We start from the raw sequence: 26901 nt of genomic DNA on the forward strand, positions 1-26901 counted from the left end.
AAAAAAACAAGGTTGAAGGGGGAAGGAGACGATTGCTCAACCCAGAACCACACACAAACCACAACAACTCCCGGGTGCCACCCACAAAAACACCCCCCCCCCACGGCCGTTCGAACCGGCGCTGAAGCGCTGTCGCACAGGGTCGCCACCGTCGCGCCCCGCAGTCCGCCCGCGGTTGGGCGGAACCGGATGGCGTGAACGTTCGGAGCGCCCGGGTCGTGCCGGCGACATCGGGCCGGAAGCCGCGCAAGGAAATCGCCGAGACAAGGCGGAGGTGGCTCGGCTGGAGGGCGTCGGCAGTTCCTGGAGGACAAGGAGGCCAACCCTCCGAGAACTCGAGGGGCTCCTGGCAGGCGATTGCGTGCGGGATACCGAACCCGGTCTTCCGGCATCTGAACATCACGCTTCAGCGGGGACTCGGCCCGTTCCCTGTCTGACAGCGCCCTCTCCACCCGCGGCAGGGCAGGACTCCTGCTCCGGCCTGCTCAACGCACCGCCCCGCGGCCGTCCTGGCTTCCGGCCTCGCCGTCGGTCTGCGGAGGTGGGTTGACCCTCGACCTTGTTCAGGGGCGAGAGTGCCGGGTGTGGAGAACGACATGCGCAGCATTGGCGAGATGGCCGGCGACAGCGGCCTGGGCGTGAGTGCCCTGCGGTTCTACGACCGTGCCGGTGTGCTGGTCCCGGCCTGGGTGGATCCGGTGAGTGGGTACCGCTGGTACGAACCCGGGCAGCTCGAAGAGGCCCGGTTGCTGGCCTGCTTGCGCCGGGCCGGTATGCCGCTGGCCGACATCCGGCTGGTGCTGGCCGGTTGGTCGGCCGCGGACGGTGATCTGGTCCGGGAACTGCTCAAGGCGCATCTGCACCGGCTCGGACAGAGGCTGTCGGATGCCCGCGGTGAGTTCTCCGCACTCCGAGCGCTACTCGATCACAGGGAGAACGCCATGACCTCGCTCCGCATCGCCTCCGTCCGGCTGTCCGCCGCCGCGCCCGAGCTGGCAGCCGCGCTGGACACGGTCCGTTTCGCGGTGAGTACCGATCCCGAGTTGCCGATGCTCGGCGGGGTCCTGTTGGACATCGAGGGCGGGAGCCTTCGGACCGTGGCCACCGACCGTTACCGCATGGCCATCGCGCAGGCCGGCATCACCGGGCACGACGAGGGCCGGGTACAGGTCGTCGTGCCCACTCCGCTCGTCGACGCGATGCGGGCGCTGTTGGACGGGGAGGGAACCGCGCGGCTCGCTGTCGACGGTGACCGCGTGACGCTGGAGGCCGGGGACCGGCAGGCGGCCGGTCAGTGCCTCGACCACGACTTCCCCGACTACCGCCGTCTCCTCCCCGCCGCCGATGGGCGCCGCGCCCTCGTCGACGTGGCGGCCTTCCGGGAGGCCCTGGAGACCGGCCCCGTCCGTTCCGGCGAGGCCGGAGCGCATGACCTCAGTGTGCTCAGGGTGGAGGACGACGGCACGGTGGCCCTCTGCGCCGACGGCGACGGCGACGGCGACGGCGACGGCGACGGTCACGGCGTTGGTGCGTCGAACCGCGTGGCGGTCAACCGTGCCTTCCTGCTGGACGCGTTGGACGCGCTGGCCGCCGGCACCTGGGCCCGACTGGTTCTGGAGTTGGGCGCCCCCACGGCGCCGATCGCGATCCGCCGGCCCGACGACGAGGGCGCCTTCTCGGTCCTGATGCCGGTCCGCCTGGAGGACTGACCGTACGTCCACGCCGATGCGGCTCCGTCCGGCTCGCTCCGGCAGCCGCCGGGGCAATCCGACGGTCGGTGTCGGCGCCTTTTCCAGCCACAGGTCCCGGGCCGTCATGCGGCTCCACCAAAAACCCAGGTCGGGCTTTCGACCTGGGTTTTCGGTCGTTCGTGCAGCGTCGTTTGCGCAACGCCGTTCGTGCCGTGCCGTTCGTGCCGTGCCGTTCGTGCCCCGCTGTTCGTGCGACGTGCGCGCGGCCGGAATGCCGGGTTCGGCTCCGTCGGGCTTCACGCGGGCGAAGGGTGGTGGGGCGCCGGGCACTCGGGCATGGTGGCGTTCCCGGCGCCGGGCGCGGTCGCAGGCGCCCAGGCGCATGTCCAGGGCCGATGTCTGCCGGCCGGCACGTCCGGGACCAGGCATTCGTCCGCCGGTACGTCCAACAGGCCGCGCCCGTAAGGGGATCGCCGGGCACTGCGGCCGGGACGGTCACGGCGGTCGGTGGACGCGTGGGGTGGCGGGTGTCGGCACGCCACCCCACCGCGCTCGGCCCGTCAGGGCCAACAGCCCCCGCCGCGCGCCCTGTTCCGCGAACCGGACGGTGTGCCGGACTCCGCGCCCCGGCCGCCGTAGCCCCCGTGGCGCAGGGGGACTTCGGTGGTTGAAGTGACGATCTGATGAGGCGGGTGTGGCGTCTGTTCGCTGGAGCGATTACGGTAGGCGTGATGTGCATCACATTCGCTTTGTTTGTGCGAAGAGTTTGGGGACTAGGGGGCAAAGTGTCCTAGGAAGGTCGGTTCCTGTTCGGGGATGTCCTCAAGTGCACTGCTGATGAAGAGACTTGGCGATGCGTGAGGGCGGTCGGGCCGACCGGATGCGGGGGCAGGGCAGCGTGTGCTGTTCGCTGATGCGGATTCACTCTGTGGAGCTTTGGTGACTTCGGCAGGTGAATTCTGTGTTTCTCGTGTGTCGAGAGGGGCCGATTCGGCCCTAGATTTCCCCGCGTAGACCGCGAACGTCGCGCATTTCGTGCACGTGTTTGGGCAAGGCTCCGGCTGGGGGTTCTGGGTTCGTGTCGGATTTCTTCGACGATGTCTGGTCATGGATAGTCATGGCGACCGCCGAGACATCGTGGCGTGAGTTGATGCCTCTGGGCATCGCCGGCGCCTTCGTCTGGGGCCTGTGGCTCTATCGGGCCGTGCTCTCCCGGTTCGCCAAGCCCGTGGTCAACAACTACCGGACCACGGTGTCCGTGGTGGTGCCCGCCTACCGGGAGGACGCGAGCATCCTGCTGGACTGCCTCGACACCTGGCTGGAGCAGGACCCCACCGAGGTCATCATCGTCCCGGACGTGGAGGACACGGAGGTCCTGCGCAGGCTGTCGCAGGTGCGGGACCCGCGGGTCCGGGTGCTGGCGTTCGAGCACCGCGGCAAGCGGTCGGCGCTGGGAGTGGGGATCCGCGCCGCGACGAGCGAGCTGGTGGTGCTCGTGGACTCGGACACCCGTTGGGAGCCGGGGCTGCTGGCCGCCGTCCAGATGCCCTTCGTCGACCCCGAGGTCGGCGGAGTCGGCACCCAGCAGAACGTCTACCAGCGCAGGACCAGCGTCTGGCGGCGTATCGCCGACTGGCTGGTCAACCTCCGCTACTACGACTATGTCCCGGCCATGGGCCGCGCCGGCGCCGTGGCCTGCCTGTCCGGCCGTACGGCGGCCTACCGGCGGGTCGCGATCGAGCCCGTGCTGGAGAACCTGGAGAACGAGTTCTTCCTCGGCCGGCGCTGTGTCGCCGGTGACGACGGGCGGCTGACCTGGCTGGTGCTGGCCTCCGGCTACAAGACGGTGCACCAGTCCTCCGCGCGGGCGATATCGATGTTCCCCTCCTCGTTCCGCGCCTTCGTCAAGCAGCGCGTGCGCTGGAGCCGGAACTCCTACCGCTGCTACCTGACCGCGCTCTACAAGGGCTGGCTCTGGCGGGTCCCCCTGGTCACCAAGATCACCGTGCTGCAGATCCTGCTGACGCCCGTGACCATGGGCATGGCCCTCGGTTACCTGCTGTTCAGCCGCCTGGAGCTGACCGGCCGGGGCGTGTTCCTCGTCCTGGTCTGGCTGCTCGTCGGGCGCGGCATCCGCGGCTACTCGCATCTGCGCAAGCACCCGCAGGAGTTGCTGCTGCTGCCGCTGCTCGCCCTCGTCGTCATCATGATCTCGCTGCCGATCAAGCTGTACGCGTTCCTCACGATGAACAAGCAGGGCTGGCTGACCCGTACCAGCGACCGTATCGGTGGAGAGGGACAGGACTCCTCCTCCCTGGGAGGCACGACGCGGGTCACCGCGTCCTCATGGCCGGAGGTTCAGCAGTCATGACGCGTCACCGACTTTCCGCCGTCCGGCGGACACTCAGGGGCGCTGTCGTGCTGCCCCTCACCGCCGGTCTGATACTCGCCTCGGCGGCCGCCTCCCCGGCCGCCGACGGGAACGACAAGCCGCGGGTCAACGCCGCCGACGCGGAGAACGAGACCGCGCTCGTGGCCGCCGAGGACCACCGCCTCGACCAGGTCCGCGCGGTGGCCGCCGTCGCCCCCCTGAAGGGCGGTGAGTGGAAGGCGCCGTACCGGCTGGACACCGGCGACGGCTACACCCTGGTGCTCACCGAGCGCAGCAACGCCTACACCGTCTCGGACCTGCTCGAACTGGCTCCGCAGACGTTCGTCCGCCAGCCGGACGGCGCCTACCTGCTGACCGAGAACATCTATCTCAACGCGGGCGCCAAGCTGAAGCTCTCCAACCCGGGCGGACTGACGCTGCGGATGGCCAGCAGCAACAAGGGCTTCGTCAGCATCGTCTCCTTCGGCGGCCGGCTCGCCCTGGAGGGCACCCCGCAGGCGCCCCTGCGGATCACCAGCTGGAACGACAAGAAGAACAAGCCGGACAAGGACGTACGGGACGGCCGGGCCTACATCCGCGCCATCGGCGGCCAGTTCTCCATGAAGTACGCCAAGGTCGGTGATCTCGGCTTCTGGAGCGGGCGCACCGGTGGCCTGAGCCTCACCGGGACCGACCGCCCCGACACCGGCAACATCGAGGACTCGACGGTGTCGCCGGGGACCAAGGCGGGCAGCGGTGGCGTCGTGGCGCAGCCCTCCGGCTCGCTGGCGACACCGGACACCCGGTTCTCCGTGCCCAGCCTCTCCTACGTCTCCGCGGAGATCGGCCACTCCACCCTCACGGGCAACGCCTACGGGCTGTTCCTCTCCGGCGCCAACGGCGTCAGCATCAGCGACAGCACGGTCCGGCGGAGCCTCGAACACGGCGTGGTCCTGCACCGGTTCGTCACCAACGCCGTGGTCGAGCGGACCGTCTCCAAGGAGAACGGCGGCGACGGGTTCGTGCTGGCCCGTGCCACCGAGCAGGTCCGGGTCAGCGGTTCCACGGCCGAGGACAACGGCGGCAACGGGTTCACGCTCAGCGGCCGGCCGCTCGCCAGCGGACCCTCGGCGTCCGGTGAGTCCATCAGCAGCTACGGCTCCAACTCCGTGTCCGACAGCATCGCCACGGACAACGGCCACTACGGCATCGAGATCTTCGGCGGCAAGGACGTCGGGGTGCAGAACAACCGGGTCGAGGGCGGCGACATGGGCATCGTGGCCCGCAAGGACGCCACCAAGGTCGCCATCACCGGAAACCGGCTGACCGGCCAGTCACGGCAGGGCATCTCGGTGCGCGACGGAGTGACCGCCGCGACGATCACCGGCAACATCGTCGAAGGCACCGAGACCGGCATCTACGTCCGGGACTCCGTCGGCGAGATCCGCGGCAACACGATCCAGGACGGCTCCAACCACGGGATCACCATGGTCGGCGGGGTGTCTGAGTCGATCATCACGTACAACGTCATCTCCGGGGTCGGCCCGAGCGCCGTGGACACCACCCGGGCCCACGGGGACATCGCCGTCCGGCAGAACCAGACGTTCGCCTGGCACGACACCAGCTCCTTCTGGGTCAAGTTCCGGCACTACGCGAGCCCGATGACGCTGCTCTGGACGTTCATCCTGCTGCTCATCCTGGTCTCGGCCATGCTGGGCCGCCGCCAGAGCCGCAGAGGGAACCGTCGCGGCGGTCAGCGCCTGGGCGTACACCCGTACGAGGACAAGAAGTCGGTGACCGACAGCGCCTCCGTCGTCGAGGTGCCGCTCCGGCAGTCGTCCGACCGCAGCTGGTTCTCCAAGGACGAAGAGACCTCCGCCCTGCGCGTCCTGGCTCCCCAGTCCGTCCCAGCCGCCCGTCCGCCCCGCTGACGACGCGTTCTCGCCAACCGGAGTTGCTGTTCATGCCTTCCGAACCTCCCACGTCGAACGAACCGTCCGAGCCGAGCGGGCCGCCTACGCCGAACGAACCGCCTACGCCGGTCGACTCGTCCTCGCCTGTCGAGCCGTCCACGTCGGTCGAGCCGTCCCCGTCGGTCGACCCGTCCGAGCCGAGCGGGCCGCCCAGGCCCAGCGAACCGCCCAGGCCGAGCGCGCCGCCTCAGCCGGGCGAGCCGACCAGGCCGATCGAACCGGTCAGGCCGAGCGGACCGCCCGCCCCCGAGCGCGGCTCCGCCCGACAGCCGGCCGTCTGGCTGGCCGGGGGCGCGTTCCTGCTCGCCCTGGCGGCGCTCATCGTGGCGGTGACGCGGGACGGCGGATCGTCGGAGCCGGAGGTGACGGCCGGGGCGACCACCGCGGGGCCCAGGGAGTCCGTGGTCCCACCGACCGCGGACGAGCCGTCGGCCCTGCCGACCCGCACGGCCGCTCCCGAACCGGCCCCGACCGAGCACGCCACCAGCGGCTCGGTGCCCGAGGCCGCGGTGACCTGCCCGGCCGCCTCCGTCAAGGTGAGCGACGCCACCACGCTCGAACAGGCCCTCGCCCAGGCGCGACCGGGCGACAGCATCGCCCTCGCCAACGGCGTCTACGCGGGCAACTTCACCGCCGAGGTCTCCGGCACCGCCGAGAAGCCGATCTTCCTGTGCGGCAGTGCCGGAGCGGTCGTCGACGGCGGTGACACGGACGACGGGTACGCCTTCCACCTGGACCGGGTCAGCAACTGGCGGCTGGTGGGCTTCACCGTCCGCAACGCCCAGAAGGGCGTGATGGCGGACGGCGTGGTGGGCACCGTCATCCAGGGCCTCACCGTCGAACAGATCGGTGACGAGGCCATCCATCTGCGCAACTTCAGCTCGGACAACATGGTCCGGGACAACACCATCCGCGACACCGGACTGCGCCGCGAGAAGTACGGCGAGGGCGTCTACATCGGCACGGCCAAGTCCAACTGGTGCACGGTGAGCGACTGCAAGACGGACGCCAGCGACCGCAACGTGGTGCTCGGCAACGACATCAGGGACACGACCGCCGAGTCCATCGACATCAAGGAGGGCACCAGCGACGGCAAGGTCATCGACAACACGTTCGACGGATCGAAGCTGAGCGGCTCCCACAACAACGACTCCTGGGTCGACGTGAAGGGGAACGGCTGGCTGCTCCAGGGCAACACCGGGAGCAACTCCCCGGAGGACGGCTTCCAGACCCACAAGCTCGTCAACGGCTGGGGCACCGGCAACATCTTCAAGGACAACACCGCGAACGTGGACGGGCCCGGTTACGGCTTCCACCTCACGTCCGACGGCAACAAAGTCACCTGCGACAACAAGGCGAAGGACGCGGCCGAGGGTCTCGCCAACGTCGACTGCGCCTCCTGACCGCCCCCGTCTTCCCGCCCCACCTCCGCCTCGGTCCCCCGCCTGCCCGCGCCTTCGCTTCCGCGGGCCGCGGGCCGTCACACCCTCGGCCGGCTCGTGCGGTGGGCCGACCTGTCCCGAAACACTTCTGGAGACCACCATGACCTGGTCGGACGACACCGACAGAACCGCGCCCCGCCTCACCGTCATAGGCACCGGCTACCTCGGAGCCACCCACGCCATCTGCATGGCCGTGCTGGGCTTCGACGTCCTCGGTGTGGACGTGGACCCCGTCAAGATCGACCGGCTGAACTCGGGCGAGGTGCCGTTCTTCGAGCCCGGACTGCCCGAACTGCTCGCCAAGGCCCTCGACAGCGGCCGGCTGCGGTTCACCACGAGCTTCGCGGAGGCCGGGGAGTTCGGCGACGTCCACTTCGTCTGCGTGGGCACGCCCCAGCAGCGGGACTCGTACGCGGCGGACCTGACCTTCGTCGACAGCGCGGTGAGCGAACTCGCCCAGCACCTGCGCAGGCGCACCCTGGTGGTCGGCAAGTCCACGGTCCCGGTGGGCACCGCCGCCCGGCTCACGGAGATCGTCCGGCGGACGGCCCCGGCCGGAGCGGACGTCGAGCTCGCCTGGAACCCGGAGTTCCTGCGCGAGGGTTACGCCGTCGACGACACGATGCGGCCCGACCGCCTGGTCTTCGGCACCGAGTCGGCTTGGGCCGAGGAGCAGCTGCGCGCCGCCTTCGCCCCGGTGATCGCCCAGGGCACCCCGGTAGTCGTCACCGACCTGCCCACCGCCGAACTGGTCAAGGTCGCCGCCAACTCGTTCCTCGCCACCAAGATCTCGTACATCAACGCCATGGCGGAGGTCTGCGAGGCCACCGGTGCCGATGTGACGGGTCTCGCGGAGGCGCTGGCCTACGACGACCGCATCGGCGGCCGGTTCCTCAAGCCGGGCCTCGGCTTCGGCGGCGGCTGCCTGCCCAAGGACATCCGGGCCTTCAGCCATCGTGCCGAGGAGCTGGGAGTCGGTCAGGCCGTCTCGTTCCTGCGCGAGGTCGACGCCATCAACCAGCGGCGCCGGGCCCGCACGGTGGACCTGGTCCGCGAACTGGCCGGCGGAGAGCTGGCCGGAGCCAAGGTGACCGCGCTCGGGGCGGCGTTCAAGCCCAACTCCGACGACATCCGCGACGCGCCCGCCCTGGATGTGGCCAGGACCCTGCACCAGGCGGGCGCCGAGGTGACCGTCATCGACCCGGCGGCCGTGGAGAACGCCCGCCGCGCCTACCCGGACCTGCACTACGGCACGGACGTGCTCACCGCGGCCATCGGGGCCGACGTGGTGGTGCTGCTCACGGAGTGGGCCGAGTTCCGGGAGATCGACCCGGACGCCCTGGGCGCGGTCGTGGCCCGGCGCCGGATCGTCGACGGACGCCACGCCCTCGACCCGGCACAGTGGCGGGCCGCGGGCTGGGACTACCGGGCGCTGGGCCGGCCCTGACCATCGGGTCCGGAAGCGGATCCGGGCCGCGGAAGGCGCGATCCGGGGACGCGCGTCGCCGGGAGGTGTGATTCGGCGACGCGCGTCGCTCGGAGGTGCGCTGAGGGGACGCGCGTCACGGCAAGGCGCGTCGCGGGAAGGCGCGTTGCGGGGTTGCGTGTCACGGGAGGCGCTTTGCGGGCTGGCGCGTCACGGGAACGCGCGTCACCCCCGCTTCTGGTGCTGTTCCGGCAGATGGCTCTCGGCGTGGGCCCACAGCACGACGTTGTCGAGATGTCCGGCCCCGCCGCTCTCCCGTTCGCGCCGGAAGAACTCGATGACCTCCCGGTCGGAGTGGCGCAGGCTGAAGTGGGTCAGCACGAACAGGGTCTCCGGGTGTGCCTCGACCACCGGCCGAAGTTCGCTCCACACGGTGTGTCCGACCTGCCGGGCCCGGGTGAGCTGTCCGTCGTCGAGATAGGTGCACTCGGTGATGACGACCGGGTAGTCGAACAGCCAGGGGTTGCGCGCGAACACGCTCGGGTGGGTGTCGCCGAGGAAGGCGAAGGCGGGGCGGCGGATCTCCTGGTCGACCGTACCGGGGCCCTCCTTGCGCCGCTCGGCGATGATCCGGCCGAACTCGCCTGCCCGGCCGGCGGCGACCATCGACGCCTTCAACTCCTCGTACTCCGGCTTCAGGACCGTTTTCTTCTCCGCGAAGCAGTAGCCCACACACGGCACCTTGTGCAGGCACTCGACGACCCGGACCGCGTACTCCCCGCGGCGGCCCACGGAGAACTCCGCGCCCGGGCGCACCCCGTGCAGACGGCAGTCCGGGGCGCGGGACGCGTCGAAGCCGGCCCCGTGGTTCAGCTCGCTCGCAGCGCGCAGATAGGCCGCCGCGTACGGTTCGGTGGCGGCCGGCAGATAGATGTCCACCCCGGCGTCCCTGGCGGCGAGATAGTCCAGGTCCTTGGAGTGGTCGAGGTGGGTGTGGGTCAGGAGGACCGTCTCCACCTGCCGGCCCTCGGCCAGTCCGGCATCGAGGGAGCAGCGCAGTTCGGGGCAGTGGAAGAAGGTCTTGTCGTTCGCGCGGGAGTAACCGGTCAGGGTCAGGCCGGTGCCGGGGACGCGCCATGTCTTCCACTGGCGGAACGGGTGGCCGTGGTCCAGGCGTTGGGGGTGTTCGACGTGCCGCGGGTCAGGTGGGTGGGACATCCTGGTTCGCTCCTGGCCTCGTCGTCACGGCCCCGCGCCTGCACGGGATTTCGGCTGATCGTACGGGGCGTCACCGGACCGGTTGCGGTATTTACCGTGCCCACCGCCCACTGCCCACTGCCCACCGTCCAGTCACGCGCCGGACGCGTCACCGTCGGCCGTCTGCGTTTGCCGTCCCCGACGGGGCACCGGACGGGCCCCGGGGCGGTCCTGGTGCGGGCCCGGGGCGGCCCTAAGGTCCGTCCGGCTGGTCTTCGCGGGAGTCTTCGCGGGAGAGGGTGTCCTCCCACGGGCCCGGGCGGCCCGGGGTGGCGGGGCTGTCACGGCTCACCTCGTGATGGTGGCCGCCGGGGCCGGGGAGGGGTTTGAGGTCGACCTGGACGCGGTGGGTGGAGTCATGGCTCACCGAACCGCCGAGGCGTGCCTCGACCACACCGAGACGCAGGCCCGCGCCGCCCTCACCGCCCCGGTGGAACTGGACCGAGAACTCCAGGCTGACCTGTTCCACACTGAACCGCCAGTCGCTCGCCGCGCCTTCCGCCTGCGCCCTGGCCAGCTCCGCGCGGACCGTGCCGATGGCCTCCGCGAGGCCGACCGGTTCGGGTTCGCCCATGTCACCATCCCGTCGTGTCGCGCCGATCGGCCCAACCAAGTTGGTTACAGAGTCTAGGGACGCACGATGCCCCGCGCGTAGTCTGAGGCAGCATGGGGGAATTGCGTGCGGACTGGAGGCTCAGACTGCGGCGCGGAGGCGCGCACGGATCCATCTGCGGCGCCGGCGTGCTCGTCGACCAGTACACGGCGCTGACCTGCGCGCACGTGGTGCGGGATCCGGACGCCGTGATGTGGCTGGAGTTCGCCGAGAACGGTGACCTCGAACCGGTGTCCGCGCGCGTCGCGCCCGGTGGCTGGCTGCCCGACGACCCCGGGGGCGGTGAGGACGTCGCCGTCCTCCGACTGGACAGCCCACGGCCGCGGGCGCGTCCCGCCCGGCTGGAGACCGCGCTGTGGGGCGGGGCGGAGGTGTCCGCCACGGGGTACGCGGAGGGCTTCGACGACGGCATGTCCCTGTGGGGCCGGATCGGCGGGGTCAGCGGTGAGCGGGTGCAACTGGACGCCGTCACCAAGGCCGAGGTGGTCCGCAAGGGCTTCAGCGGCGCCGCCGTGTGCACACGGCCCGGCGAGGGGCGCCCCGCGCGCGTGGTCGGACTGGTCGTCAGCTGGCGTGGCGACATGGGGGAGTTGCTGCCCGAGAACAACCGGCTCGCCTTTTCGTACCTGATCCCCGTCGAGCGCATCGCCGAACTCTCGCCGTCGATCAAGGAGTTGTGCGGTCCGCACGCCTGGGACCACGGCTTCGAGGAACGGCTGACCCGCTGGTTCGACGACCCCGACGAGGAACCCGTGAAGATCACCGTGGTGCCGCCGGGCAGCGGCAAGGAACGCTCCCTGGGGCATCTGGCGCACCGGGCCGCGCTCGTCCACCGGGGCGGCACGTCCGGCAGGCCGGACCTCGCCGACCACGCCCTGGGCCACATCGCCTTTCCGCCCGGCCAGTACCTGGCGTACTGGGACTGGCTGCTCGGCACCCGGCCCCGGCCCGCGCGGACGGCCGCCCTGGTGCCCGGGGTCGGGGGCCCGGTCACCGTCCTCGTCGACGGTCTCGACGAGGAGCCGGATCCGGGGCCGCTGATCGAACTCCTCGCCCGATTACGGCCGTTCGGCTTCCGGTTGCTGCTCGTCTTCCGGCACGAGGGCGGCACCGGCTGGACCGCCGCCCGTGACCGGCTCCTCGAACCCGCGCTCCTCGCCCACGCGGACACGCTCCTCGCCCGGCTGGAACGCGCCGAGTTCAGCCGAGCGGTCCGGCACGGTGTCGTCGACAGCGCCTCCCTCGGCTCGATGACCGAGACGGCCGACCGGCGCCGGTCCGAACGCCGTCTGATCGACGAGACCACCCTGGACCGGGACCCGCAGGGACGGCTCGCCCGGCTGCGCGAGCTGATCAGGACCCTGCGCGGCGACCTGCGGCGCTCCGGGGACGCGACATGAGGCCGCGGAGGGGGATGGAGGCAGGGGCGGGCACAGCGCCCGAGCCGGGGCCCGTACCGGGGCCTGGCCCCGGCCCCGGGACGGGTTCCGCCGCGCCGTCCGCGCCGTCCGCGCCGTCCGCGCCGTCCGCACTGCCCCCGCCGTCCGCACTGTCCGTCCCGACGGCCCCGTCAGCCCCCTCGGCCCCGTCCGCGCCGACACCGGACGGCGAGCGTGGGACGCCCTGCCCGCACCGGCGCTTCACCGGCGCCCCCTGCGACGGCACGGTGCTGCCCACCGGGCACTGCGCCGTGTGCGGGCGGGCTCAGGACGGCCCCCGGCTGCCCGCCCTGCCCGAGGATCCGCGCGAGTTCGGTCCCGCTGAGCTGCTCGCGCTGCCCGAGCGGGCGCCGCGCCCCGCGCGGGAACGCCTCATCCACCCCGAGGCGCCGCTGCGGGTCCGTATGGTCTGCTCGTCCGCCGAGTGCGGCATCACCTTCGCACCGCCCTACACGGTGGGCCGCGTGCCGGTCGAGGGGTACTGCCCGGCCTGCGGTGTGCCCTACTCGTACCGGCCAGAACTCGCCGAGGGGGACGTGCTGCGCGACCAGTACCGGATCCTGGGGCCGATCGCGCACGGCGGCCAGGGCTGGGTCTATCTCGCCGAGGACACCCACCTCGGGGACGTGGTCGCCGTCAAGGGCATGCTCAACCGCTACGAGCAGGACGGGGCCCGGCTCGCCGACGTCGAACGCCGCAACCTCGTCGCCATCCGGCACCCCCGTATCGTCCAGATCCGTGACTTCGTCGCCCGGCGGGCCGACAACGGGCGGGTCACCGGCGGCTACATCGTCATGGACGACGTCGGCGACGGCACCCTGGAGAAGGTCGTCAAGGAGACCCGGCGCGGGGAGTCCGTCCTCGACATCGAGCACGTCGCCGCGTACGGCTGCCAGATCCTCGAAGCCTTCGTCCATCTGCACGCCGGCGGCGAACGGGTCTTCGTGTACGGGGACATGAAGCCCTCGAACGTCGTGCACCACGGTGACGGTGTCAAGGTGATCGACCTCGGCGGGATGCGTGAACAGGGCCAGAACCAGCCGCCGGCCCATGTCACCCCCGACTACATGGCGCCCGAGACGGCGTCCGCGCCCATGCCCACCACCGCCCACGACCTGCACACGGTCGGCGTCACCCTGCGGGAACTCGCCCGCTGGGCCGTCGACGAGGTGCCCGGCCTCGGCACGGCCTCCTTCTGGGGGGTCGTCGACCGCGCCACCCGCGGCGACCCCGGCCTGCGCTTCGTCGACGCCCGGGAGATGGCGGGCCAACTGCGGGGCGCCCTGCGGGAGATCCGCGCCCTGCGCGGCAAGAGCGACCCGCCCGAACCCTCCGACTACTTCTGGCCGTCCCCGCAGCTGCTCGGCGCCCGCCTCGGCACGGTCCCCGGCATCGAACACTGGCTGGAGCGCCCCCGGCGCGACCGCTACGACCCCCCGCTCGCCCCCGCCCTCGACCTCGGCGCGCCCACCCCCACCGAGATCGCCCGCCGGCTGCCGGTGCCCAGGCGCTACCCGGGCGACCCGCAGACCACCCGGTTCGAGGTGAGCAGCGGCTACGACCCGGGCCGCCTCCTCGACCAGGAGGACGGCAAGCCGCCCTCGGTGGAGATCCGCCTGCACAACGTCCGTGTCCTGCTGGGCCGCAACTCGCGGGACGACCTGGAGCGGGCCCAGGAGGAACTGGACACCGCCGACTCCCTGCCGGGGCCGTCCGCCGTGCGCCGGTGGCGGCTGGAGTGGCACCGCGCCCTGGTCGCGCTGCGCCGCGCCGACCTGGACGACGACCCGCGGCAGGTCGCCGGGGCCAAGGGCCACTTCACCAAGGTCCGCCTGGAACTGCCCGGTGAGTACGCGCCCAAGCTGGCCCTCGCCTACTGCGGGGAGCGGCTCGGCGACGACACGGCCGGGCCCACCGCCAAGGAGCTGTACGAGGCGGTGTTCGCCCGCAACCCCGCCCACGGCGGCGCCGCCCTGGGCCTCGCCCGGCTGGCCCTCCGCGCGGGTGACCGCCGGGCCGCCCTGGACGTCCTCGCCCGGGTCCGCCCCGGCACACTGGACCACACCGTCACCCGTATCGCCTCCTTACGGATCCGTGCGGCCCGGCTGCCCCGGGACACCGCGCCGCTGCCCGAGCCCAGCGAGGTGGACGCGGCGCTCGCCGAACTGCGCGACCTGGTGCGCCGGGAACCCGGTGCAGGGGTGCCGGGTCTGTCCGAGGACGAGGCGCTGCGCCTGAGCACCGAGCTGCACGAGTGGCAGCTGGACGCCCTCTACAGCCGCGACGACCACCCCGGCCCCCGGGGCGGTGGCCGGCTCGACCCCCGGGGCCTGCGCCGCCTGAGCGCGCGGGAGCGCCGGCTGCGCGAGCGGATCGAGTCCCACTACCGCCAACTGGCCGCCCGACACGACGGATCGGCCGCCACCCACGAACATCTCGTGGACCTGCTGCAGGCGGTCCGGCCGCAGACGGTGGTCTGAGGGGCGTGCGGGCGTGCGAGGTGTCTCCGAGGTGTCCGGGGAGCGCAGAGGGCGCGAACGCCGCGCCGTGGTAAGTGCGGCAGTGGCCCGACGGACCGGATCCGCACGGTCCGTACCGCGACGACGGCCACGACGGCCACGACGGAGCCGACGGCCATGACGGAGCCGACCAGGGGCGACGGTGACGACGAGGAGGCGATCGTGACGACGAGGAGGCGACGGTGACGCACGACGCAGGCGGAGACCCCGGCCGATACCCGAGCCCGCCCCCGAGCCCGGGTGCGGGCCCGCCCCTGAGCCCGCAGCCGCCCCCGGCGAGGCAGGGGAGGGGGCGGCCGTCGAGGCCGGAGATCCGGTTGCGTGTCGACCTCGGCCGCGATCTGCGTCCGCACCGCAGCGCGAAGATCGAGGCGCATCTGCGGGTCGACGTGAGCGCCGGCGGCGCGCCGGCCGAACTGCCCGCGATCGAACTCGCCGTGATCATCGCGGTCGATGTCGCCGAGCCCCTGCGGGCGGCCGTCCGCCACGCCCTGCCCGCCGCGCTGCGCGCCCTGCCCGACGGCATCTCCTTCACCGTGCTCGGCGCCGGCCCCGAACCGGTCCGGTGCCATCCCGGGGGAGACGCCGAGTGGGCCGTCGCCGACGAGCGCGAGAAACGCCGGGCCGCCTTCGCGACGGGCGCGATCCCGCTGCACCGGGACGGCCCGCGCCCCGCCGGATACGCCGCCTGGGCCGCCCGGGCACGCACCCTGCTCGCCGCCCGCCCCCTGTCCGTACGCCATCTGCTGCTGATCACCGACGGCAGCAGCGGCCCCGGCGAGACCCGGCTGGAGGAGGAACTCGACGCGTGCGCCGGGCACTTCACCTGCGACATCCTCGCCTTGGGCGCGGACTGGAGACCCGAACCGCTGCTGACGCTCGCCGAACGGCTGCACGGCACCGCCGAGTTCGTGGACGAGGGCCTCGGCACGGCGATCACCGCCGCGATCCGGCGATTGCGCCGGGTGCACGCCCCGCAGCTGCCGATCGAGGTGACCGTACGGCCCTCGGTGCGGCAGGTCGCGCTGAACGAGAAGGCGCCCCGGCCGCACCGCCTCGGCGGGCTGCCCCAGCCCGGCCGGCCGCACCGGTGGAGCTTTCCGACGTACCAGTGGGAGGAGGGCGGACGCGACTACCTCCTCACCCTCGTCGCCGATGCCGACAACGACCCGCTGGAGACGGACCTGCAGTTCGCCATGGTCTCCGTCGGCGACGTCCACGCGTCCGTCACCGCCCGCTGGCACCACCCCGGACCGCCACCGCCCGACCTGTCGGCGGGCGCCGCCAGTGTGCGCGACCAGAAGTCCACCACCGTGATGCGGGAGGCCCTGCGCCGGGGACTCGTCGCCCTCGGCGAGGAGCGACGGGAGGCCGCCCGGGGCCACTTGGGGAGGGCGGCGCGGCTGGCGGACCGGTTCGGCACGGACTGGGTGCTGGACGAGATCCGCGCGGTCGCCGACATCGAGGACGCGTCGGCGGGCCTGGTCCGGCTGCGGCGCGCGGTCGACGCCGACACGCTCGGGCCGATGATCCTGCGCGCCGGGTCCCGTCCCGTGGCGCTGACCGACAGCGCCGGTCCCCTGCCGGGCCCGCGCTGCGCACGGTGCGCCACCCCGGCCGGGGCCGAGGCCCGCCACTGCGTCGCCTGCGGGGAGAAACTGCTGTGACCGACGAACACTTCCGCCACGCCCCGCGCTCCGCGTACGCCCTGGGCCGGCGTCACGCGCCGTACTCCCTGGGCGCCTTCTGGCGTGCGCGGTTGCGCGGGCGGCGCACGCGGTGGCTGCTGGAGGCGCATCTGCTGGTCCTGACGGTGTGCGCGCTCGTGGCGGCCGGTGCCCTGTTCGTGTCCTGCCGGCAGATCCAGGGCGGAGCGGACGCACTGGCCACCGAGGAGGCGCCGGCCGTGCAGGGGCTCGCCGCGACCCGCCTCGCTTTGCTGCGCGCCGACCACGAGGCCCGGACGCTGGTGGCCTCCGAACTCGTCGACGTCGCGGGCACGGGCGAGGCGTACCGGGCCCAGCTCTCCGCCGCCGACCAGGGGCTGTCCCGGATCGCGGACCGTACGGACCAGGACCTGGGCACCGTCAACGGTCTGCTGGCCACCTACGGCAACTCCCTCAACCTCGGTACGGGCTTGTACCGCGACCCGCCGCTCATGCGCGACCAGAAGCTCGCAGAGGCGCACTCGCTGCTCCTGCGCCGGGGCGTGGGACTCGTACCCCGCCTGGACGCGATGCAGCGGATCCAGACGAGGCACGCCGAGGTCACCGCCACCGAGGGCTGGTTGCAGCGCAGCGGCTGGTGGCTCGCCGAACTCGCCCTGCTGGCCCTGACGCTGACCCTGCTGTCCGCGCTGTTCGTGCTGCGCGACCGCTGCGGCCGCGACTGGAACCCGTACCTGCTCGCGGCCCTCGCCCTGACCGTGCTGCTCGGGATCGTGCCGCTGCTGACGATGTCGTCCGCGCAGGCCGGCCTCGACCGGGTGGCCGGGGAGCTGCGGGAGATCACCGAGGTCTCCCGACGGGAGGGCGGGGGAGCGGAGTTGGAGGGCTTCCAGCAGATCGTCACGGAGCGGTCCGAGGAGGTCCGGGCCGTCCTGGCCGACGACACCTGGACCGACCGCGTCCACCAGGGCACCCTGACCGGCGGCCTGCTGCTCGTCGTCCTGCCCGTGGTGGGGCTCGGACTCCGGCTCGACAGCGACTACTGGAGGCGACGGTGACCCGCCGGTTCAAGGTGCTGGTGCTGCTGGTGGCGCTGCTGCTGGTCTCGGCGGGCAGCATGGTGGCGGTCTGGTCGCAGCGGGAGGACGAGCCGGTGACCGTCCTCGGGCCGTGGACCGACGAGCAGGGCGAGCAGTTCGAGGCCGTGCTGCGGAGTTTCGGTGTCCCCTTCGAGTACCAGGGCACCGCCGCCCAGCGCGAGGTGCTGCTGTCCAAGGTGCAGTCGGGGGAGCCGCCCGACATCGCGATCATGCCGGGTGTCGGCGAACTCGCCGAGTACGCCGCCCAGGGCCGCCTCAAGCCGCTGGACGGTCTCTACGCCGAGGAGGAGTACGGGGCCCCGTGGCAGCCGGTGAACGAGCCCTCGCAGAACGCGTACTGGGTGCCGGTCAAGGCGGACCTGAAGAGCATCGTCTGGTACCGCGAGGGTGAGCGTCCGGCCGGTTCGCCCGCCCCGCTGACGCGTTGGTGCATCGGGATGGGCGACGACGGGGCGTCCGGCTGGCCCGGCAGCGACTGGATCGAGGACCTCGTGCTGCAGCGGGAGGGCCCGGACGTCTACGGCAGGTGGGCGCTCGGTGACCCCGGCGTGCCGTGGACCGGGGCGGCGGTGCGTGACGCGTGGGAGGCGTGGGCCGGGCTGCTCCGGCAGGACGAGAAGGCGGCCGAGCGGGCCCTGCTCACCGATCACCGGGGCGAACCCGACGGGTACGGCCTGCTCTTCGACGGCCCGGACGGCTGCGCGCTGGAGCACCAGGGCTCCTTCGCCCGCTCCTTCTACCGGGACGAGCGGCGGCGGGCGGGCCTGATGGACTCCGCACCCCTGCTGCCCGGCGGCGCCTACCGGGTCCGGGCCCACGAGGTGACCGGCGACTTCGCCGCGCTGTTCAGCGACCGCCCGCAGGCCCAGGAGCTGATCGAACGGCTGGCCTCACGGGAGGGCCAGCAGAAGTGGGCCGACGCGGCGGACGTCTTCTCGGCCAACCGCCGGGTGCGACCGCGCGACCGCCCCGTCGAACGGCAGATCGCCGACCGCCTCACCCGCACGGGTCCCCGCTGCCTCGACGCCTCCGACGTCATGCCTCCCGCCGTCCGCGACGCCTTCTACGAGGCCGTCCTCCTGACCATCGCCCGCGCGGCGGCCGGCGACGACATCGACGTACCGGGCCTCCTGAGGGACGTACAGAAGGTCGCGGCCACCCAGACGGACCGGCGGCCGGCGCTGCGGAGGGTGTGCAGTACGTAGACCATGGCGATGTTGTACGCACTTTTGCCTTGCCTGGCTCCCCCCTGTCCCTCACCTGCACCCGCGTTGGCCGGGCGGACCGGACAGTGGTGTCCGGCACCCGTCGGGGCATCCGGCGGGCCGCGACCGCGAGGTCTCCGTCGTGGAGGGGCGGCCTCGCGGTTCCGGGATCCGGGGCCGGAGTCCGTGTCGCGGAGTCCGCGTACCGGTCCCAGGATCACGGAAGACGTCCCGCGCACCCGAGGTGCGCGGGACGTCCGCCCGCACTCCCCGGCCCCCGCTCGCTTCAACCAGTCCGGAGAGCACGGGCGTTGACCCGCCCCGGCGGCACCGCCAGAATGAGCCACCACTCGTTTGAGAGCGCTCTCAGAAGTCGACTCCGGGCGCGCCCTCCAGGCCCGCACCTCTAGGGAGACCCATGACCGGCAGCATCGACAGCACCGGCATGACCGGCGCGAACGGCAGACCGGACCCGGCACCGGCGTTCGGCCGTCGGGCGCTCCTCGGTACCGGGCTCGGGGCCGCGGCGGCGCTCGTCGCCGCCGGTTCCGGTACGGCCCACGCGGCGCCCCGGGCGGGGGCCGGGGCGGCACCGCGGACGTCCGGAACCTCGGCCCGGCGGCGCGGACAGGCATTCCTCGCCGCCGCCATGGACGCCTACCCCGACCACGGCACCGTCCGGCTGACCCAGAGCTACACCGACCAGGCGGGCCTGTTCAGCACGGCGTTCACGTACGACAACGCGCTGGCGATCCTCGCCCACCTCGCCGTGCGCACGGCGGACGGGCGGGCCAGGGCGGTGGCGCTCGGGGACGCGCTGATCTACGCCCAGGAGCACGACCCGGCGTACGACGACGGCCGGCTGCGCCAGGCGTACAACGTCGGGCCGTACGTCCACTACGACGGCGTGCCGCAGCCGGACGGGTTCGTCCGGGCCGACGGGACGGCCAATGTCGGCACCCAGTTCGGCTTCACGGGAACGGCAGTGGGGGACATGGCCTGGGCGGGCATCGCGCTGAGCGCGCTGGCGCGGCGGACCGGGGCCCGGCGGTTCCTCGCCGCGGCGGTGCGGATCGGGCGGTGGATCGAGCGCACCGGCCGTACCGACGAGCCCCTCGGCGGGTACAAGTTCGGTGTGAACGGGGCGAACGAGAAGCTGCCGTTCACCTCGACCGAGCACAACACCGACCTGGTCTGCCTGTTCGGACGGCTGGCCCGGCTCACCGGCGACCGGGTGTGGTGGGAGCGGCGCGCGCGGGCCGAGGCATTCGTGAAGCGGATGTGGGAGCCGTCCCGGGGCTCGACGGGCGGCTTCTTCTACACCGGCACCAACGACGGCGTGACCGTCAACAGGTCCCCGATCCCCGAGGACACCCAGACCTGGACCCATCTCGCGCTCGACTCCGGCCGGTACGCGCGCTCCCTCGACTGGGCCGCCCGGGAACTGGCCGTCCTGGACCACGCCGAGCGCCGCAACAGCACGGTCCCGGCCGGGCGGTCGTACGAGGGCGTCACCTTCAGCTCCGCCAGTCTCCTCGCGAACGAGGACGCGCCCATCGCCGAGTTCCAGCCGAAGCCGAACCGCAACGGCGTCTGGTTCGAGGGCACCGCGCATCTCGCCCTCGCCCTGCGCGACCGGGGCGCGCGCGGCGACGAGGCCCGCGCCCGGCGCCTGATCGCCTCGCTCGAAAGCGCCCAGGACCACCTCGGCACCGACCAGACCGTCGGCGGCCGCGCACTCCCCGCCCGTGCCGGTGTCGTCTCCGCCAGCAGCCCCCTCGACACGGGATTCGGGTTCGGCTACTACCCCTACCGGCACACGGGCGCCACGGCCTGGTACCTGATGGCGGCGGAGCGGTCGAACCCGCTGCGGGCCTGACCGCCACGCACGGCCGGCTGCGGGGCTGGGGCGGCGGGGCGGGCCTCCGCCGCCCCGAAATTCGAGGAGTTGGTGCGAAGGCCCCGACGTGAACGGCTAGCATCCCGGCCGTGAACACGCCGTGGAAGACGGCGTGCGGACCGGCGGTCGTCGGCGGTCGTGAACTGGATGGGGTTGGTGTCGTGGTGGAGGCCGGGCCGCGGGTCGCAGTCGCCGTGGTGACGATGGGCAATCGGCCCGCCGAGGTGGACGCGCTGCTCTCCTCGGTGGCCAAGCAGGACGTCGCGCCCGCACGGATCGTCGTCGTCGGGAACGGCTGCCCGCTCCCCGAGTTCGCCGAACGGCTCGGCCTGCCCGGCGAGGTCACCCTCATCGAGGTGGACGAGAACCTCGGCTGCCCCGGCGGCCGGAACGTCGCCCTGGAACGGCTGCGGGAGTTCGGCGACGTCGACGTGGTCGTCGAGCTGGACGACGACGGCCTGCTCGTCGACGCCGATGTGCTGCGGCGCGTACGGGACTTGTACGCCGCCGACCCGCGCCTCGGCGTCGTCGGCTTCCGCATCGCCGACGAACACGGCGAGACACAGCGGCGGCACGTGCCGAGGGTCGGCGCCAAGGACCCGATGCGCGGCGGACCGGTCACCGGATTCCTCGGCGGCGGACACGCCCTGTCCATGGCCATGCTCGGCGAGACGGGCGACTGGGCCGCCGAGTTCTTCTTCGCGCACGAGGAGACCGACCTGGCCTGGCGGGCGCTCGACGCCGGCTGGACCGTGCTGTACGCCCCCGAGCTGCTCCTCCAGCACCCGAAGACCTCACCCGCCCGGCACGCCATCTACTACCGCGTCAACGCCCGCAACCGCGTCTGGCTCGCCCGCCGCCGCCTCCCGCTGCCGCTCATCCCGGTCCACCTGGGGGTGTGGGTCCTCATCACCCTGCTGCGGACGCGCTCGGCGGGCGGGCTGAAGGCATGGTTCGGCGGCTTCGTGGAGGGCTGGCGCGAGTCGGGCGGCGAACGCCGGCCCATGAGCTGGCGGACGGTATGGCACCTGACGAGGCTGGGACGGCCACCGGTCCTCTAGGCCCACTGGTCCTTTAGGTTCACCGGTCCCGTGGAACCGCCGGTCCCGTGGAACCACCCGTCCGGTAGGACCGCCGCTCCGACGGCCCTGCCCCAACCGCCTTTGGCTCGCAGGGCTTTCGCCAACAGCCTGCCCGGCAGCCGACGTTCGGCCCGGAACCGGTCCTCGCGGCACACGAATGCCCCGGTCGTTCACCTCCACCGACCGGGGCACAGCGCTTTGTGCGGTTCCCGGATCCGGCAGCGGCGGCGGCACTCCCCCGAGCTACGCGTCTACGCGTGCGCCGTCGCCGCCGGATCCGATGAAGTGATCACATCAGGTCCCGCCAACGGATCGCTAACATGAGCCCAACGGTTCCACGGGGAGCCGTACGGGAGGCGGCGGCGGGTCGCCGCGGGGCGGGCCCGGAACGACGGTGCGGGAAGGCAGCGGCTGTTCTATGCGGGACGGGCTGCGGTTCGGACTGCTCGGTCCGCCGGTTCTCTACGAGGCCGGGGCAGCCGGCGGCGGCGTACGGTCCGTCGGCGGCGGGAAGATGCGCGCCCTGTTCGTCGCGCTGCTGCTCGAACCCGGGCGGATCGTCTCCGTCGACACCCTGAAGGACGTGCTCTGGGACGCGGCGCCGCCCCCCTCCGCGCAGGCGTCCCTGCAGAACCACGTGACGCGTCTGCGGCGGCTGTTGGACGACCCCGAACGGCTGCGCGCGGTCCCGCCGGGCTATCTGCTGCGGGTCGACGACGGCGAGCTGGACGTCCGCGTCTTCGAGGCGCACGCCCGCGCCGCCCGAGCCGCCCACGCCGAGCGGGACTGGGCCCGGACCGTGCGCGAGTCCGCCGCCGCGCTCGCCCTCTGGCGCGGGACACCGCTCGGCGGCCTGCCGTCCGAGGGACCCCGCGCCCAGGCGTTCGTCCAACGCCTGGAGGAGGCGCGGCTGCTGCTGCTGGAGCGGCGGTACGAGGCCGAACTCCACCTCGCGCCCCGCACGGCGGGCCGGGACGCCACCGGGGCGCACCCGCTCGGCGCCCTCGCCCCCGAACTCACCGCCCTCGTCGCCGAACACCCCCTCCGCGAGGCGTTCCACCGCCTCCTCATGCTCGTCCTGCACCGCACGGGCCGTCAGGCGGAGGCGCTGGCCGTCCACCGGGACCTCCGGGCCCGCCTCCTGGACGAACTCGGCGTGGAACCGGGCCCCGCGGTACGCGACGCCCATGTGGAGATCCTGCGCGCGCCCACCGAGGAGGCCCCGGGGGCCCCGGCCGAGGACGCCCCCTCCGACGCCCCGCCCCTCCCGGCCCAACTGCCGCCGCCGCCCGCGCACTTCACGGGCCGCGAGAAGGCACTGGCGGAGCTGCGGGAGGCGCTGGGGAGGGGCGCCTACGAAGCCTCGGGGACCGTCGTCCTCAGCGGCATGGCCGGCGTCGGCAAGAGCGCCCTCGCCCTCCACCTCGCCCACGGACTCGCCGAGCACTTCCCCGACGGCCAGCTGTACATCAACCTCCACGGTGCCACCCCGGGCATGACCCCCCTCACCCCCGCCCAGGCCCTCGCCGCCCTGCTCCGCGACCTCGGCACCGCCCCGCGCCGCATCCCCGAACACCCCGACGCGGCGGCGGCGTTGCTGCGGTCGACGCTCGCCCCGACCCGCACCCTGCTGGTGCTGGACGACGCCGCGAACGCCGCCCAGGTGCGCCCCCTGCTCCCGGCCGGCGCCGGCTGCGCGGTCATCGTGACGAGCCGTTCACCGCTCACCGCACTGGACGGCGCCCACCGCTTCCCGCTCGCCCCGCTGTCGGACGACGAGAGCGCGGCCCTGCTGCGTGCCGCGTCCGGCCGCGCGGCGGGCCTGGACGCCACGCACCCCCTCGTCGCGCTCACCGGCCGCCTCCCGCTCGCCCTCCGCGTCGTCGCGGCCCGCCTCGCCGCCCGCCGCGCGCTCACCCCGGATGCGCTGGCCGGCCAACTGACGGCCACGGAAGGGCGGTTGCGTCATCTCGAGTACGACGACCTGAGCGTGCGCCGTTCCCTCGCCGTCGCCCATGAGGCCCTGCGCGCCTCCGACCGCGAGGCCGACCGCGACGCAGCCCACGCCCTCAGCCGTATCGGCGCCCTCGACCTGCCCGCGTACGGCGCGCCCCTCCTCGCCCGCCTCACCGGCACCGACGAGTTCCGCGCCGAGACCGCCCTCGACCGCCTCGTCGACGTGGCCCTCCTCGACGAGACGTCCTACGGGCGGTACGTCCCCCACGACCTCGTACGCGACTTCGCCCGCGAACTCGCCGACACGGCCGACACCGCCGAGGCCGTGGAGCAGGCCCTGCGCTGGTACGCGGCCCGCGCCCGCCAGAGCCTGCTGGTGCTGCTCCCACCCGGCTACGAACGCGACGAACGCCTCCGTACGACGGGGTCCACGGCGGAACCGCTGCCCACGGAGGAGCCCTTCGCCTCCGCCGAGGAGGCCTTCGCCTGGGGCGACCGCGAACTCCCCAACATCGTCGCGCTGGTGGAACGCGGCGGCGGACCGGCGGCGGCGCTCGTCCCCGCCCTCGTCCGCCATCTCTTCCCCTATCTGCACCGGGGCGGCCGGCTCGCCGAGCTGGACGTGCTCGGCCGACTGGCCCTGAGCGCGGCGAGGTCGCTCGGGGACACCGAGGCCGAGGCGTTCGCGCTCACGGACCGGGCGGGGCTGCACTTCATGTCCGGCCGGGCCTCCGAGGCGCTCGCCCTCAACGACGAGGGCCTGACCCTGTGGCGCAGGCTCGGCGTCGTGTCGTGCGTACGGCGCTGCCTGAACAACCGGGGGCTCGTCCTGGAGAGCCTCGGCCGGTACGAGGAGAGCGAAGAGACGCTGCGGCAGAGCCTGGAGCTGTCCCGGCAGCTCGGCGACCCGTACGGCGAGGCCGTGACCTTCAGCCACCTCGGCAACCTGTACAAGCACACCGACGCGCGCGCCGCCATCGCCCACCACGAGCGGAGCCTGGCGCTGGGCGAGCTGGCCGACAGTCTCGTCGTCCGGCACACCGCGCACTGCAACATCGGCTACGCCCACCTCCGGCTCGGCGAACCGGCCGCCGCCGTCCGCCACTTCGAGCAGAGCCTGCGCATCCTCGGCGACGACGAGGACTGGCAGGGCGAGTCGAAGTCCCGGCTCGGTCTGGTCCGGGCGCTGCGCGAGCTGGGCCGGCCGGACCGCGCGTCCCACGAGTGCGCCCTCCTCGTCGACCTCGCCGAACGCCGCGCCGACCAGTACGCCGTCGGCCTCGCCCGCCACCAGCGGGGACTGCTCCTGCGGGCCGAGGGGCGCGAGGGGGAGGCGTACCGCGAGTGGGAGCGAGCCCGGACGATCCTGGACGGCACGGACTCGACGGTGGCGGTGGAGCTGAGGGAACTCCTGAAGGACCGCGCAGGGTGAGCGCCGCCGCCGAACGCACGGCGCGGGACTGCGCTCACCTCGCGTCCGCGTAGCACTCCACGACCGCCGTGGTGAAGGGGAACCGCACCGGCGTCTGCCCGAACGCCAGCCGTCCCGACAGCTCCGACGCCTCCCGGATCGCCGCCACGACCGCGTCCGCCTCCGTGGCCGGACAGTGCACGATCACCTCGTCGTGCTGGAAGAAGACCAGCTCGGCGGCCATCCCGTCGAGGCTGCGGCGGAGGGCGGCGAGGAGGAGCAGGGTCCAGTCGGCGGCGCTGCCCTGGACGACGAAGTTGCGGGCGAAGCGGCCCCGGGCGCGGGAGTCGGTGGAGGCGTACCCGGGCACCCACTCGGTGTCCTGCCCGTGCCCCCGGCCCTGCTCCGGGGCCGCGAGGCCGTCGTCGGCCTGGGGGATCCCCGCCTCCTCACCCGCCGCGTCGGAGTCGCCGGCCGCCGGCGGGCACGTGCGCCCGAGCCAGGTCCGTACGAGGCGGCCCTCCTCGCCCGCGCGGGCCGCGTCGTCGACGTACCGCACCGCGTGCGGGAACCTGCGGCGTAGTGCGGCGAGGTTCTTGAGGCCGTCCCCGGACGTCTGCCCGTACACGGCGCCCAGCACGGCGAGTTTGGCCTGCGCGCGGTCGCCGGAGAAGGCGCGGTCGGAGACGGACTGGTAGAGGTCGCCGGGACGTCCGGCGACCTCCATGAGGCCGGGGTCGCGGGAGATGGCGGCCAGCACCCGGGGTTCCATCTGGTCGGCGTCGGCGACGACGAGCCGCCAGCCGGGGTCGGCGACACAGGCGCGGCGGATCACCTTCGGGATCTGCAGGGCGCCCCCGCCGTTGGTGACCCAGCGCCCGGTGACGGTGCCGTGCGCGAGGAACTCGGGGCGGAACCGTCCGTCCCGGACCCAGTCCTGCAGCCAGGACCAGCCGTGGGCGACCCAGATCCGATAGAGCCGCTTGTATTCGAGGAGCGGTTTCACGGCGGGGTGGTCGATGCTCTCGATCTCCCAGCGGCGGGTGGACTTCACCCGCACCCCCGCCTGCGCGAACGCCTTGACGACGTCGGCGGGCAGATCGGGGCGCACGCGCCGCCCGAAGGCGTTCGACACCTCCTCGGCGAGTTCGGCGAGCCGCCGCGGTTCGCCCCCGCCCGCGTACCGCTCGCCGAGCAGTTCGCGCAGCACCTCCCGGTGTACGTCGGCCCGCCACGGCAGCCCCGCCCGGTTCATCTCGGCGGCCACGAGCATCCCGGCCGACTCGGCGGCGGTCAGCAGCCGCATCCGGTCCGGGTGGGCGGTGGCGTCGTGCCGGCGCTGCTGGTCGGCGTACACCTCGACGAGGTCGGCGAGCGGGACATGGACCGGCCGGGGCTCGAAGAGGGAAGGCTGGGCGCCGGTGTCGGCCGAGCGCAGGGGCGGGTCCGGGGGGACGGGGGCGTGCCGGAGGCGGGCGAGCGCGGCGGCCGCGGAGCGGGGCTCCCCGAGCCGCCCCTCGTGCCCCAGCAGCAGGGTCTCGGCATCCTCGACGTCGTAGCACCGCTCCACGCGGACGCCCTCGGCCAGCAGCCGTGGATAGATCTCGGAGGTGGACCCCCACACCCACCGCCCGACGTCCGCCCGCCGCCGCACGGCTCCCGCGAGGTCGGGCTCCCGCGTCACCGGGCCCGCGAGCAGCCCGTCGGGCCCGAGGGGGGCGACCTCCACGCCACCGTCCTCGGCCGGAGCGAGCGCCCACCTGTCGGCCATGGGTGCGAGTGTGACAGGGGGGTCTGACAACGCGGCCGAGGTGCGGGCGGGGTGGCGAGTTGGGGCTGCCCCTGTTCC

The 26901-nt window shown here is 73.1% G+C and carries 16 protein-coding genes; 13 read left to right on the forward strand and 3 right to left on the reverse strand.

From position 1 onward, the window contains the following. Positions 1-596 precede the first annotated feature (596 nt). From ACZ6BB_RS33540 to ACZ6BB_RS33560, 5 genes are all read left to right on the forward strand, one after another. Positions 597-1709, forward strand: a complete 1113-nt coding sequence (locus ACZ6BB_RS33540; protein WP_471618886.1) for a DNA polymerase III subunit beta family protein — start codon at positions 597-599, stop codon at positions 1707-1709. Between the two features lie 1099 nt (positions 1710-2808). Continuing rightward, complete coding sequence (locus ACZ6BB_RS33545) at positions 2809-4062, forward strand: glycosyltransferase family 2 protein (RefSeq protein ID WP_471618887.1); 1254 nt, start codon at positions 2809-2811, stop codon at positions 4060-4062. A gap of 47 nt (positions 4063-4109) precedes the next feature. Then, positions 4110-5993, forward strand: a complete 1884-nt coding sequence (locus ACZ6BB_RS33550; protein ID WP_471618888.1) for a right-handed parallel beta-helix repeat-containing protein — start codon at positions 4110-4112, stop codon at positions 5991-5993. 32 nt (positions 5994-6025) lie between these two features. Then, positions 6026-7438, forward strand: a complete 1413-nt coding sequence (locus tag ACZ6BB_RS33555) for a right-handed parallel beta-helix repeat-containing protein (RefSeq protein WP_471618889.1) — start codon at positions 6026-6028, stop codon at positions 7436-7438. A gap of 139 nt (positions 7439-7577) precedes the next feature. Beyond that, the gene (locus ACZ6BB_RS33560; protein WP_471618890.1) at positions 7578-8924 is read left to right on the forward strand and encodes a UDP-glucose dehydrogenase family protein; all 1347 of its coding nucleotides are present in this window, start codon (positions 7578-7580) and stop codon (positions 8922-8924) included. Between the two features lie 204 nt (positions 8925-9128). Here the strand turns inward: ACZ6BB_RS33560 and ACZ6BB_RS33565 are convergent, their stop codons facing one another. Both ACZ6BB_RS33565 and ACZ6BB_RS33570 read right to left on the reverse strand, forming a co-directional pair. Beyond that, entirely contained in the window at positions 9129-10121 is a 993-nt protein-coding gene (locus ACZ6BB_RS33565; RefSeq protein WP_471618891.1) for an MBL fold metallo-hydrolase, read from the reverse strand. A 232-nt stretch (positions 10122-10353) separates the two neighbouring features. Next, on the reverse strand, positions 10354-10734 hold the full coding sequence (locus ACZ6BB_RS33570) for a trypco2 family protein (RefSeq protein WP_471618892.1): 381 nt from the start codon (positions 10732-10734) through the stop codon (positions 10354-10356). Between the two features lie 92 nt (positions 10735-10826). On the opposite strand from ACZ6BB_RS33570, the gene ACZ6BB_RS33575 reads away from it, so the two are divergent. The 8 genes from ACZ6BB_RS33575 to ACZ6BB_RS33610 all read left to right on the forward strand — a co-directional run bounded on the left by ACZ6BB_RS33575 (position 10827) and on the right by ACZ6BB_RS33610 (position 25073). Further along, entirely contained in the window at positions 10827-12173 is a 1347-nt protein-coding gene (locus ACZ6BB_RS33575) for a S1 family peptidase (RefSeq protein WP_471618893.1), read from the forward strand. Between the two features lie 443 nt (positions 12174-12616). Beyond that, entirely contained in the window at positions 12617-14692 is a 2076-nt protein-coding gene (locus tag ACZ6BB_RS33580; protein WP_471618972.1) for a tetratricopeptide repeat protein, read from the forward strand. Positions 14693-15048: 356 nt separating this feature from the next. After that, on the forward strand, positions 15049-16398 hold the full coding sequence (locus tag ACZ6BB_RS33585; protein WP_471618894.1) for a hypothetical protein: 1350 nt from the start codon (positions 15049-15051) through the stop codon (positions 16396-16398). Further along, positions 16395-17456: a hypothetical protein gene (locus ACZ6BB_RS33590; RefSeq protein ID WP_471618895.1), complete on the forward strand. Its 1062-nt coding sequence runs from the start codon at positions 16395-16397 to the stop codon at positions 17454-17456. Before ACZ6BB_RS33585 ends, ACZ6BB_RS33590 begins: the two co-directional genes overlap by 4 nt. Beyond that, positions 17453-18703 (forward strand): extracellular solute-binding protein, encoded by a 1251-nt coding sequence (locus ACZ6BB_RS33595; protein WP_471618896.1) that lies wholly within the window; start codon positions 17453-17455, stop codon positions 18701-18703. Before ACZ6BB_RS33590 ends, ACZ6BB_RS33595 begins: the two co-directional genes overlap by 4 nt. 418 nt (positions 18704-19121) lie before the next feature. Continuing rightward, on the forward strand, positions 19122-20582 hold the full coding sequence (locus tag ACZ6BB_RS33600) for a Tat pathway signal sequence domain protein (RefSeq protein WP_471618897.1): 1461 nt from the start codon (positions 19122-19124) through the stop codon (positions 20580-20582). Between the two features lie 182 nt (positions 20583-20764). Then, positions 20765-21664: a glycosyltransferase family 2 protein gene (locus ACZ6BB_RS33605; protein WP_471618973.1), complete on the forward strand. Its 900-nt coding sequence runs from the start codon at positions 20765-20767 to the stop codon at positions 21662-21664. Between the two features lie 439 nt (positions 21665-22103). After that, positions 22104-25073 (forward strand): AfsR/SARP family transcriptional regulator, encoded by a 2970-nt coding sequence (locus ACZ6BB_RS33610; RefSeq protein ID WP_471618898.1) that lies wholly within the window; start codon positions 22104-22106, stop codon positions 25071-25073. 34 nt (positions 25074-25107) lie between these two features. Here ACZ6BB_RS33610 and ACZ6BB_RS33615 read toward each other — a convergent pair whose 3' ends face one another. Next, the gene (locus tag ACZ6BB_RS33615) at positions 25108-26823 is read right to left on the reverse strand and encodes a bifunctional 3'-5' exonuclease/DNA polymerase (protein ID WP_471618899.1); all 1716 of its coding nucleotides are present in this window, start codon (positions 26821-26823) and stop codon (positions 25108-25110) included. Between the last annotated feature and the right edge of the window lie 78 nt (positions 26824-26901).

The organism is Streptomyces sp. NPDC041108 (assembly GCF_055592645.1).

Excerpts from the sequence above, each read along its gene's own strand:
- ACZ6BB_RS33540 (WP_471618886.1), top strand. The coding sequence starts at position 597 with ATGCGCAGCATTGGCGAGATGGCCGGCGACAGCGGCCTGGGCGTGAGT.
- ACZ6BB_RS33545 (WP_471618887.1), top strand. The coding sequence starts at position 2,809 with ATGGCGACCGCCGAGACATCGTGGCGTGAGTTGATGCCTCTGGGCATC.
- ACZ6BB_RS33555 (WP_471618889.1), top strand. The coding sequence starts at position 6,026 with ATGCCTTCCGAACCTCCCACGTCGAACGAACCGTCCGAGCCGAGCGGG.
- ACZ6BB_RS33560 (WP_471618890.1), top strand. The coding sequence starts at position 7,578 with ATGACCTGGTCGGACGACACCGACAGAACCGCGCCCCGCCTCACCGTC.
- ACZ6BB_RS33565 (WP_471618891.1), bottom strand. The coding sequence starts at position 10,121 with ATGTCCCACCCACCTGACCCGCGGCACGTCGAACACCCCCAACGCCTG.
- ACZ6BB_RS33570 (WP_471618892.1), bottom strand. The coding sequence starts at position 10,734 with ATGGGCGAACCCGAACCGGTCGGCCTCGCGGAGGCCATCGGCACGGTC.
- ACZ6BB_RS33575 (WP_471618893.1), top strand. The coding sequence starts at position 10,827 with ATGGGGGAATTGCGTGCGGACTGGAGGCTCAGACTGCGGCGCGGAGGC.
- ACZ6BB_RS33580 (WP_471618972.1), top strand. The coding sequence starts at position 12,617 with ATGGTCTGCTCGTCCGCCGAGTGCGGCATCACCTTCGCACCGCCCTAC.
- ACZ6BB_RS33600 (WP_471618897.1), top strand. The coding sequence starts at position 19,122 with ATGACCGGCAGCATCGACAGCACCGGCATGACCGGCGCGAACGGCAGA.
- ACZ6BB_RS33610 (WP_471618898.1), top strand. The coding sequence starts at position 22,104 with ATGCGGGACGGGCTGCGGTTCGGACTGCTCGGTCCGCCGGTTCTCTAC.
- ACZ6BB_RS33615 (WP_471618899.1), bottom strand. The coding sequence starts at position 26,823 with ATGGCCGACAGGTGGGCGCTCGCTCCGGCCGAGGACGGTGGCGTGGAG.